This is a genomic window from Martelella sp. (genome assembly GCF_984369615.1).
Window position 1 is genome coordinate 19,892 of record NZ_CFHTCS010000013.1, and the last position, 10,580, is coordinate 30,471.

General features: G+C 62.6%; 8 protein-coding genes. 6 read left to right on the forward strand and 2 right to left on the reverse strand.

Translation table 11 applies throughout. The features are described from left to right. The first annotated feature begins 412 nt into the window (after positions 1-412). The 6 genes from AC5DC2_RS02440 to AC5DC2_RS02465 all read left to right on the forward strand — a co-directional run bounded on the left by AC5DC2_RS02440 (position 413) and on the right by AC5DC2_RS02465 (position 8,171). Positions 413-1,759: an ABC transporter substrate-binding protein gene (locus AC5DC2_RS02440; RefSeq protein ID WP_491697374.1), complete on the forward strand. Its 1,347-nt coding sequence runs from the start codon at positions 413-415 to the stop codon at positions 1,757-1,759. Positions 1,760-1,831: 72 nt separating this feature from the next. Further along, positions 1,832-3,136: a carbohydrate ABC transporter permease gene (locus AC5DC2_RS02445; RefSeq protein WP_244435478.1), complete on the forward strand. Its 1,305-nt coding sequence runs from the start codon at positions 1,832-1,834 to the stop codon at positions 3,134-3,136. After that, a complete protein-coding gene (locus tag AC5DC2_RS02450; protein ID WP_197489630.1) occupies positions 3,133-4,383 on the forward strand; it encodes a carbohydrate ABC transporter permease in 1,251 nt (416 codons plus the stop codon). Before AC5DC2_RS02445 ends, AC5DC2_RS02450 begins: the two co-directional genes overlap by 4 nt. A gap of 2 nt (positions 4,384-4,385) precedes the next feature. Next, positions 4,386-5,669: an MGH1-like glycoside hydrolase domain-containing protein gene (locus AC5DC2_RS02455; RefSeq protein ID WP_491697375.1), complete on the forward strand. Its 1,284-nt coding sequence runs from the start codon at positions 4,386-4,388 to the stop codon at positions 5,667-5,669. Between the two features lie 11 nt (positions 5,670-5,680). Next, positions 5,681-6,733 carry an ABC transporter ATP-binding protein gene (locus AC5DC2_RS02460; protein WP_491697376.1) on the forward strand — a complete coding sequence of 351 codons (1,053 nt, stop codon included), beginning with the start codon at positions 5,681-5,683 and terminating at the stop codon, positions 6,731-6,733. Between the two features lie 70 nt (positions 6,734-6,803). Then, a complete protein-coding gene (locus tag AC5DC2_RS02465) occupies positions 6,804-8,171 on the forward strand; it encodes an aminotransferase (RefSeq protein ID WP_491697377.1) in 1,368 nt (455 codons plus the stop codon). Between the two features lie 13 nt (positions 8,172-8,184). On the opposite strand, the gene AC5DC2_RS02470 is transcribed toward AC5DC2_RS02465, so the two are convergent. Together AC5DC2_RS02470 and AC5DC2_RS02475 are read right to left on the reverse strand one after the other, a co-directional pair. After that, positions 8,185-9,186, reverse strand: a complete 1,002-nt coding sequence (locus AC5DC2_RS02470) for a substrate-binding domain-containing protein (protein ID WP_491697378.1) — start codon at positions 9,184-9,186, stop codon at positions 8,185-8,187. A 122-nt stretch (positions 9,187-9,308) separates the two neighbouring features. Beyond that, on the reverse strand, positions 9,309-10,580 hold a 1,272-nt coding region (locus AC5DC2_RS02475; protein ID WP_491697379.1), incomplete at its 5' end, for an FGGY family pentulose kinase.

The window sequence follows — 10,580 nt, forward strand, 5'->3', positions numbered from 1 at the left end:
GAAGGTTCCCTTTGTTCTGGTTCTCCAAGGCAACGTGCGGTTTAGGCCATTGTTCCTGCCGCAACGGTGCGCCGCGGCGGCAATTTCGTAAGCTCTATTCTACGAAAGTGGAACAGTGTGCGGGGTCAAACGCAGCCGCTTGCCTTGACCGGTCCTCTGAAAGCGCTAAAGTTCTGACAGGCGGCGGCGCAGTCCTTGTGCCTTTTCAAACCGCTTCGGGAGGCTGATGGGAGGAGATCCATCGGTTTCGGATGCGTCCGGCGTCATGCGCCGGAAACTCACGGCGGGCCGCGAAGTCGACCTGCCTGTCTCGCCCATCTGCCGGACGAGAAGTAACGGGGACAGGCCCTGGCGCAGGGCTTTGGAGGAAAGCCGATTTCCGGTTTTCCACGGGAAGCTTTTGGAGGACACGATGAAAACACTGAAGACACTGACGGCGGCATTGCTGCTTTCGGCAAGCGCCGCATCCATGGCGCAGGCCGACACGATCCGCTTCTGGACCACGGAAGAACAGCCAGAGCGGCTGGCCAAGCAGCAGGAAATCGCCGACGCCTTCAAGGAACAGACCGGAAACGAGGTGCAGGTCATTCCGGTGACGGAATCCGAACTCGGCACGCGCGCCACCGCCGCCTTTGCCGCAGGCGACCTGCCCGACGTCATCTATCTCACCGTGCAGTATGTCCTGCCCTGGGCCGAGGCCGGCATTCTGGACGCGGAAATCAACGACGAGATCGTCAATGAACTCGGGATCGACACCTTTGCTCCCGGCGCGATCGAGATGGCTGAGTTCGAGGGTATGACGGCCGCCGTGCCGGTTGACGGCTGGACGCAGATGATCATCTACCGCAAGGACCTGTTCGACGAGGCAGGCCTTGCCCCGCCGGATTCCTATGCAAACATCGCCGCCGCCATCGAGGCGCTGCACAATCCGCCGGAGATGTACGGTTTCGTTGCCGCGACCAAGATCGACGAGAACTTCATGAGCCAGGTTCTGGAGCATGTGTTCCTCGCCAATGGCGTGACGCCGGTGGATGAGAACGGCTTCAAGCCGCTGGACGAGGCCAAGACCATCGAGGTTCTCGATTTCTACAAGACGCTCGCCGACGCCTCTCCGGAAGGCGAGCTCTACTGGCAGCAGTCGCGCGCCCTCTATTTCGACGGCAAGGCGGCGATGATCATCTGGTCACCCTTCATCCTCGATGAGCTTGCCGGTCTGCGCGACAGCGCCCCGCCGACGATCAACGACGATCCGACCTCGACCGAACTGGCGCAGATGACCGATGTCGTCACCACCTTCTCCGGCCCTTCCAATCCGGATGGCGCAGCCTGGGCGGATATCCGCTATCTCGGCGTGACGGCGGATGCGACCAATCTCGATGTCGCCGCGGACTTCATCAAGTTCTCCATGGACGAGGGCTATATGAACACGCTGTCCATGGCGCCGGAAGGGAAGTTCCCGGTCCGTCGCGGCACGGCGGACGCGCCCAGCAAGTTTGTCGATGAATGGGCAACGCTGCCGGTCGGCGTCGACCGCAAGGCGCCGCTCGCCGATCTCTACCCGGAAGAAACCGTGCAGAAGATCGTCACCGGGCTTGAGACTGCCAACCGCTGGGGCGTGAAGGAAGGCCAGCTGGCGCTTGCCTCGAAGATGATCAACAGCCAGATCATCAATCAGGTCGTGCGCGAGTATATCGACGGCGAAATCTCCGGAGAGGAAGCCGTAGAGAAGCTGAATTCGGAGCTTTCCGGGATCAACTGATCCTGAAGGCCGAACAAACCGCCGGGCGCTCTTCGTCAGTGCCCGGCCCGTTCTTTTCCGAAGGCTTTTCAGATGTCCGACATGACCGACAAGGCTGAAACCACGCCGGGGCCGCCAAGGACCTATGGCCGCATGGCCAAGCGCGAGATGCGCTTTGCCTATTCGATGCTGGCGCCGACTTTCTTGATCGTGCTGGCGATCGTGCTCCTGCCGCTGATCGCCAACTTCTGGATTTCGTTCAAACCGGTCACGCTGTCGGACCTGCGCCCGCCGGAACTGAACATCAACGAGCGCCTGCGCGGAGACCTCGAACAGGCCGGAGACACGGCCGAGCTCGAATACCGGCTGCGCAACACCTCCCAGAAAGCCTCGATCTACGAGGCGGGCTTTGTCGACATCATCCCCGACGGCCTCGAAGTCACCGGGCTGGACGAGCGCTGCGCGCTTTCCGGGCGCGAGCTGACCTGCACGCTCGGTGATCTGCCGGAGAAATTCCGCGACCGTATTCGCCTGCAGGTGATTGCCGATACCGCCTATCTGACCTCGCCGGTCGAACCGCGCGACAGCCCGGCCGAGGCCTTCGGCACGTCGGACAATATCCTCACCAATTTCTCGTTCACGCTTGAGAACTTCTCGCGCATTTTCTCCTCGCCCGATTTCTGGAAAGTGCTGCGCGTCACCTTCTATTACACGGTGTTCGGCACGGCGAGCGCACTGGTGCTGGGGCTTTTCGCGGCCCAGCTTCTGAACCAGAGCTTCAAGGGACGCTCGGTGCTGCGGGGGCTGTTCCTGTTTCCCTATGTGGCCCCGGTGATTGCCGTCGCCTTTACCTGGATCATCCTGCTCGATCCCTATTCGGGCACGCTGAACGCGCTTCTGGTGCGCTCCGGCATGATCGGCGCGCCGATCGATTTCTTCGGCCAGCGCGATGTCGACATCTCGATCTTCGGTCTCACCTTCCAGTTCCCGGTGGCGCTGACGACGGTGATCGCATTTGAAGCATGGCGCTATTTTCCGCTGTCCTTCCTGTTCATCCTGGCGCGCATGCAGGCGCTTTCCACCGATGTCTACGAGGCAGCCGAAATCGACGGCGCGACGCCCTTGCAGCAGTTCTGGTACATCTCGCTGCCGCAGCTTGTCGGCATCCTCGCCGTGCTGTTCCTGCTGCGCTTTATCTGGACCTTCAACAAGTTCGACGACATCTTCCTTCTGACCGGCGGCGCGGCGGGCACGCGCACGCTGACGGTCGATGTCTATGAGCAGGCCTTTGCCGTTTCCAATCTCGGCGCGGGCGCGGCCGTCGCCGTCGTCGTCTTCGTCGTGCTTCTGGTCTTCTCGCTGATCTTCTTCAAGTTCTCACCGCAGGATGATGGATGATGCGTATCGGAACCGGTTTCGTCGCCGCTATTCTCCTGGGCGCCTTCTGGGGCATCGTCTGGATGATCGTCGTCGGCCTCGTCTTCACGCTGTTTTCCGGGCAATCGACCGCGCCGCCGCTCGCCATTGCCGCCCTTGCCGGCGCCATCGGGGCAGCGATTTATGTGCTTGCGCCGGTGAAGACGCGCGACCGGCCGAAAAGCCGGGGACCGCGCGTGCAGGCGACCATGGTGATCGCCATCTTCGCCGTGCTGATGCTGCTGACCTTCGGCGAGCCGTTCGGCCTGTCGCTCGCCTATACGACCGGGCCGCAGCTGATCGCCCTTGCCGCCTTCCTCGTCGCGCTGTGGTGGTCGATCGTCGCGGCCCTCCACGACCAATCCTCCGGCAATCTGGCGCGCTATCATCTGGAGGTGATCTTCCTGCGCTTCATGAAGGGACTGGGACTGACGGTCTTCACCATCGTCGTCGCCCTGCCCTTCTATGTCATGGTGATGACCAGCTTCAAAAGCCAGCAGTCGCTGATCTCCAATCCGCTGGACCTCTCGATCGATCTCAGCCAGGGGCTTTCCGGCCTGTTCAGCTCCTATATCGAACTCTTCACCGTCTATTCCTTCGGCACCTTCCTGATGAATTCGGCGATCGTGTCCGTCGCGACCGTTATCATCACGCTGGCCTTCGCTGTGCCCGGCGCCTATGCGGTGGCGCGGCTGAACTTTCCGGGACAGGCCTTCCTGTCACGCTCGATCCTGCTGATCTACATGGTGCCGGCGATCGTGCTGGTGATCCCGCTCTATTCGGTGTTCTCGCAGGTGGGCCTGAGAAATTCGCTTGTCGGGCTGATGATCGTTTATCCGGCCACCACCATTCCCGTTGCGCTCTACATGCTGCAGGGCTATTTCCGCGGCCTGCCGTCCGAACTGGAGGAGGCCGGGCTGATGGACGGTCTGAAACGGCCCGGCGTGATCCTCAAGATCACGCTGCCGCTGGCGCTTCCCGCACTCGCCTCGGTTGCGCTCTATGTCTTCATGATCGCCTGGAACGAGTTCCTGTTCGCCTTCATGTTCCTTGATGACGTCAACATGTTCACACTCTCGCGCGGGGTCGTCTCGCTCAATTCATCGGAAGTGCCGAGACAGCACCTGATGGCGGGCGCCGTGATCGCGACCGTGCCGGTGCTGTTCATCTTCCTCTGGTTCGAACGCTTCCTGGTGGCGGGGCTGACCGCCGGCAGCGTGAAAGGCTGACAATGCATCAATCGCTGAAACAGCAGGCCATCGACATTTTGCGCATGAACGATCGCGGCGGCTATACCGTGCCGACAGCAAGGCTTTACCCCTATCAGTGGGAGTGGGATTCCGTCTTTGCCGCCCTCGGCTTCGCCACCTTTGACCGCAACCGCGCCTGGGAAGAGATCGAGACGCTGTTCTCCGGCCAGTGGGAGGACGGCATGGTGCCGCATATCATCTTCCACAAGACAGATCCGGATTATTTTCCGGGCCCGGAAATGTGGAAATCAAACACTGTGCCGCCCTCTTCCGGCCATTCCCAGCCGCCGGTGGCAGCAAGCGCAATGCTGACGATGATGCAGACCGGCACCGAGATGGATCGCAACCGGGCAAGAGCGCTGTTTCACAAGCTCCACGCCTGGCACCGCTGGTTCCACACCTATCGCGACCCCGACAATACCGGCGTCGTCGGCATCATCCATCCCTGGGAATCCGGCCGCGACAATTGCCCGGACTGGGATATCGGCATGGACCAGATTGTGGTGCCCGACGATCTCGGCGACCTGCCGCGCCGCGACATCACTCATGTCGACCCGTCCGAACGGCCAACAGCGGAGCAATATAACCGCTATCTCGCCATCGTGAAATTCGGCCATGAGTGCCATTGGGACCATCTGGAGATTGCCCGCAACGGACCGTTCTTCATGGTGGATCCTTGCGTCCAGTTCGCGCTGATGCGCGGCGACCGGGATCTTGCGGAGCTCGCGGGGGAGTTTGGCGAGCCCGGCATCCGCAACGAGGCGGAGGCCTGGCTGCAACAGTCGAAAGCAGGCTGCGACAGCTTCTGGAGCGAGGAGGTCTGCGGTCATGTGGCCAAGGATCTGCGCTCCGGCGCGCTTTCAACGGCCTTCACCAACGCATCCGCCATGGCGCTTTATGCCGATGCCGGGTCGCCCGACCAGCAGAAACGGTTGACGGCAGAGATCGCGACTATTCTCGACCATTGTTCCTTCGGCTTCCCGAGCTGGGATCCGCGCCACCCGCAATTTGAAAGCCGCCGCTACTGGCGCGGACCGATCTGGTCGGTGGTCAACTACATGATCGGCATCGGCCTTGCCGAAAAGGGCGAAACCGCCCTTGCCGAACGGCTGCGCAACGATACGCGCCGCGCCGTCGAGACATCCGGCTTTTTTGAATATTTCGACCCGCTGACCGGCGAGGGTCTCGGCGGCAAGCTGTTTACCTGGACAGCCGCCATCCACCTCGCCTGGGCAATGGGCGAGGACATGTTGCAGGCAGGCTGAGGGAGAGACACATGGGCGCGATCAAGCTCGAGAACGTGGAAAAATGGTTCGGCGACCTGCAGGTCATCAAGGGGATCGACCTCGAGATCGCGGACGGCGAATTCGTCATCTTCGTCGGCCCGTCCGGCTGCGGCAAGTCGACGCTTCTGAGGATGATCTCGGGCCTTGAGGAGACGAGCCGGGGGCGCATCCTGCTGGACGGCGATGACGTGACCGACCGGCTGCCATCCGAGCGCGGTCTTTCCATGGTGTTCCAGTCCTACGCGCTCTATCCGCATATGAATGTGCGCGACAATATGGGTTTTTCGCTGAAGACCGCCGGCAGCCCGAAAAGGGAGATCGAGGAGAAAGTCGGGCGTGCCGCAGATATCCTGAAACTCGAAGACTATCTCGAGCGCCGTCCCAAGGCGCTTTCCGGCGGCCAGCGCCAGCGCGTCGCCATCGGCCGGGCGATCGTGCGCGAGCCGAAGGGTTTTCTCTTTGACGAACCGCTTTCCAATCTCGATGCGGCGCTCCGGGTCGAGATGCGCTTCGAGATCGCCCGCCTGCATGAGACCCTCGGCACGACGATGATTTACGTGACCCACGACCAGGTGGAGGCGATGACGCTGGCCGACCGGATCGTGGTGCTGAAGGACGGCCGGATCATGCAGATCGGCTCCCCGCGCGAACTCTACGAGAAGCCGGACAACCTCTTCGTTGCCCAGTTCATCGGCTCGCCGAAGATGAACATCCTGCCCTGCACGGGCGCTGACGGCAGATACGAAATCCCCGGCCATGGCAGCGGCCCGTTGCCGGAAGGCACCGAGGGAACGCCGGCGACGCTCGGCATCCGGCCGGAACATATCGATATCGTCAAACCCGGCGAGGGACAGATTTCCGGCACGGTGGAGATTGTCGAATATCTCGGCTCCGACACCTTCCTCTATGTCGATTGCGGCGATGCCGGACGGCTGATCGTGCGCGCGGACGAGGTCGAGGACAATATCCGCGGCGAGGACATCGGCCTTTCCTTCCGCGACCGGCACATCCATGTCTTCAACGAGGCCGGGCTTTCGCTTTGAACGTCCGCCACGCCTTGACGCCGGCGCGCATTCACGGGAAAGCTCTGTCCTTCCAAAAGGGAGACCGGACATGGCGGACGCAAACGGCAATTCGTGGGAAGAAAAGGACAGGGCCAATGTCCTTCACGGCTTTACCGATTTTCCCTCGCTGAAGGAAAACGGACCCGTTATCCTCACCCATGGCGAAGGCAACCATGTCTTCGACGTCCACGGCAAACGCTATCTCGACGCCAATTCCGGGCTGTGGAACAATGTCGCCGGTTTCAATCATAAGGGCATCATTGCGGCACTGACGGCCCAGGCCGAGCGCTTTCCCGGCTACCACTCGTTTTTCGGCCGCATCGCCGATGTCACGGTCGAACTCTCCGAGCGGCTGATCGGGCTCTCGCCCTTTGACAGCGGCAAGGTCTACTACACGAATTCCGGTTCCGAGGCGAACGACACCATGGTGAAGATGCTGTGGATGATCAACCGCCGCAGGGGCCGGCCGGAACGGCGCAAGATCATCACCCGCATCAACGCCTATCACGGCGTGACGATTGCCACCTCATCCATGACGGCAAAGCCCTACAATGGCGAATTCGGCCTGCCGCTGCCGGGCTTTCTTCATGCCGATTGCCCGCATTACTGGCGCTACGGACTGGAGGGCGAGACCGAGCAAGACTTCAGCGACCGCATGGCGCGCAACCTGAAGGACCTGATCGAACGCGAGGGACCGGAGACGATCGCCGGCATGTTTGCGGAACCCGTCCAGGGCGCCGGCGGCGTCATTCCCCCGTCAGAGGGCTATTTCGCGGCGATCCGCCCGGTGCTTCGGGACTATGACATTCCCCTGGTCGCCGACGAGGTAATCTGCGGCTTCGGCCGGCTGGGCCAGATGTGGGGCAGCGACTTTTATGACATGGAACCGGACGCGATCATCGCCTCGAAATGCATCACCGCCGGCTATTATCCGATGGGCGCGGTCATTCTCGGCGAACGGCTTGCGGGGGAGATGGATGAGGCTTGCGAGGCGGCGGAAGAATTCCCCCATGGCTTTACCGCTGCAGGAAGCCCGCTCGGTTCAGCCGTTGCGCTGAAGGCGCTGGATGTGATCGAGAACGAGGGGCTGATCGACAATGTCCGGGCGCTGACGCCCTATTTCCTCGAGCGGCTGTCGCGGTTCAACGCGCATCCCCATGCCGGCGAGGTGCGCGGCGTCGGCTTCATGGGCGCGATCGAGATCGTCGCCGACAAGAAAAGGAAGACGCCCTTTGACGGCAAGCTGCGCATTTCCGAGCGCATTGCCAACAAGGCGCTGGAAAAGGGCCTGATCTGCCGTCCGCTCGGCGCTTCCGTCGTCCTTGCCCCGTCCTTCATCATCACGAAGGAGGAGCTCGACGCCATGTTTGACATGCTCGAGGAAACCTTCTCCGCTGTCTTTGCCGAGATCGGGTGATCCCCGACGGTTTTCACGCCTGAGCGTTGAGATGAACCAGTTCGGCATCGACGATCGTGCGCGTCCCCTCGGCGGCCGCCGTGCCGCCGATCTGCGCGGTGATGGAGCCGAAGGCGGCGCGCGCCAGAGCGGCCTCGTTCTGGCGGATGACGATAACGGTGTTGGGCAGAAGCTCGAGGAAGCCGTCATAGTCGAATGTGGCGATGATCATCTCGGGCGGCACGGCCGAGCGGGCTTGTTTCAGGCATTGCAGCGCGCCCTCAAGCACAAGCAGCGACGAACAGACAAGAGCCGAAGGCAGCTCTCCGCCGCCGGCAAGCAGAGCCTGCATCATGGTCTCGCCCGCCGCCGCGCTGTCATCGTCTGCCGTCAGCACGCGCGCCTCTGCGTCCCCACCGGCCGCCTCGCGGAAACCTTCAATGCGCTCGACGATCGCAGGATTATCCGGATGGCCGCAAAAGAATGCCATCCGTCGCGCGCCGGAGGCCATCACCGCTTCGGTGAGCAGTCTCGCATTTTCCCTGTGGTCGCTGGTGATCGCCTCGACGCTATCGCCCGGATAGTGCCGGTCGACCAGGACCATGGGCGTGCGCCGTCCGCGTTTGCGGGCAGCAGCCGGCGCGCGGGGCGCACAGGGCGCAAGCACCAGCCCATCGACCCCGCGCTCCACAAGGCTTTGCAAGGCGCGCGCCTCCAGCGCCGGATCCTCGCCGCTCGATGTCGTGATCAGCACCAGCCCTTCAGCCCGGCAGCAGGCCTCCAGATGCGCCATGAACCGGGCAAAGAACGGGTTGGCGATCTCCGGCGCGACAAATCCGACAGTGTGGCTGCGCCGCGTTTTCAGATTGCGCGCGGTCTGGTTGATCGTGTAGCCGTGCTCGGCAACGTAATCCTGGATGATCTTTTGCGTGCGCGCGCTGATCCGGTATTCGGAAGCGCGACCGCTCAGAACCATGGTGATCGTGGTCCTCGAATAGCCGGTGTCCTCCGCAATCTCGGATATGGTTTTCGCCATTGCCTGTCTTTCGTCCTGCCTGCCCGCGCCGCGTGCGGCTACAATAACGCGGCCCCGGCGCGAGCGCACGGGAAAAGGCCGTCAAGTTTCTGCAGAACCAGAGGCTGCAGGAAACGGAAGACCTAACGCTTCATCGCCGCCCTGATCTTGCGGTCTGCCTCCTGCAGCAGCGCGAAGGCCGCGAACTTTGCTGCGTGGAGAGCCGCAACGGCGCCGCCGGCCGGTTCGATGATCTCCCTGATGGAGGACATCTGTCGCGCCCCCTGCTCCAGATCTCGGTGATGGCCGGACGCGACCGCCCCGATGATGGCGCCGCCGAGCAGGACCGGTTCGGCCGTATCCGGCAGCGCAACCTTCAGCCCCGTCGCGTCCGCCAGGATGCGCCGCAACAGCGCGCTCTGGGCCGCGCCGCCGCTGACCACGATGGTTTCGAGCGGCAGACCCTTTTCCTTTTCCGCCTCGATAATCTGGCGGGTGCCGTAGCAAAGTCCGCAAAGGCCGGCGACGTAGAGCGACACGAGACCGTCCTCGCTCGTCTCGAGCTTGAGGCCGCTGATGACGCCGGTTGCCTGCGGATCGGCATAGGGCGCACGGTTGCCGAGGAATTCCGGCACCACCTGGATATCGCGGCCAAGAAAGGCCGCCTGCTCCGCTGAACCCGCTTTTTCGACCGCGCGCTTTTCCAGATAGACGGGAAGCGGCAAGCCCGCCGCCGCAGCCTTCTCGCGCATGGCGGAATAGGCGGGGTGGAGCGTGATCAGATGATCGAGTGCTGCGCCATAGGCCGACTGTCCACCCTCCAGAAGCCAGAAGCCCGGCACCATGGCGCCGAAATAAGGGCCCCAGACGCCATCGACGAAATTCGCATCCTTCGCCAGCGTCATGGCGCAGGCCGAGGTTCCCATGATCAGGGCCATCTGCGTTTCCGGCGGCAGGTTCTCGCCGTTCGGCCCCTCGCAGGCGAAGGTGCCAACGCCGCCGCAATGGGCATCGATCAAGGAGGCGCCGACCGGCGTTCCGGCGACAAGACCGAGTTCGGCGGCCGCGGTTTCCGTGAGCCCGTCGCCGAGCGGCGTCGCAATATCGACCACATTTGAACCGATGCGAGCGAAGTCGTTCTCGGCGAGTTCCGCAAGGCCGATCGCCCTGAAATAGCCGGCGTCCCAACGCCCCTCATGGGCGAGATAGGTCCATTTGCAGGTCACCGTGCAGACAGAGCGCTCTGTCGATCCCGTCGCCCGAAAGGAGAGGAAATCGGCGAGGTCAAAGAAATGCCCCGCAGCGGCGAAGGTCTCGGGCCGGTTCTCCTTCAGCCAGAGCAGTTTCGGGGTTTCCATTTCCGGCGAAATCCGGCCGCCGACATAGCGCAGCACGTCATGACCGCCGGCATTGAT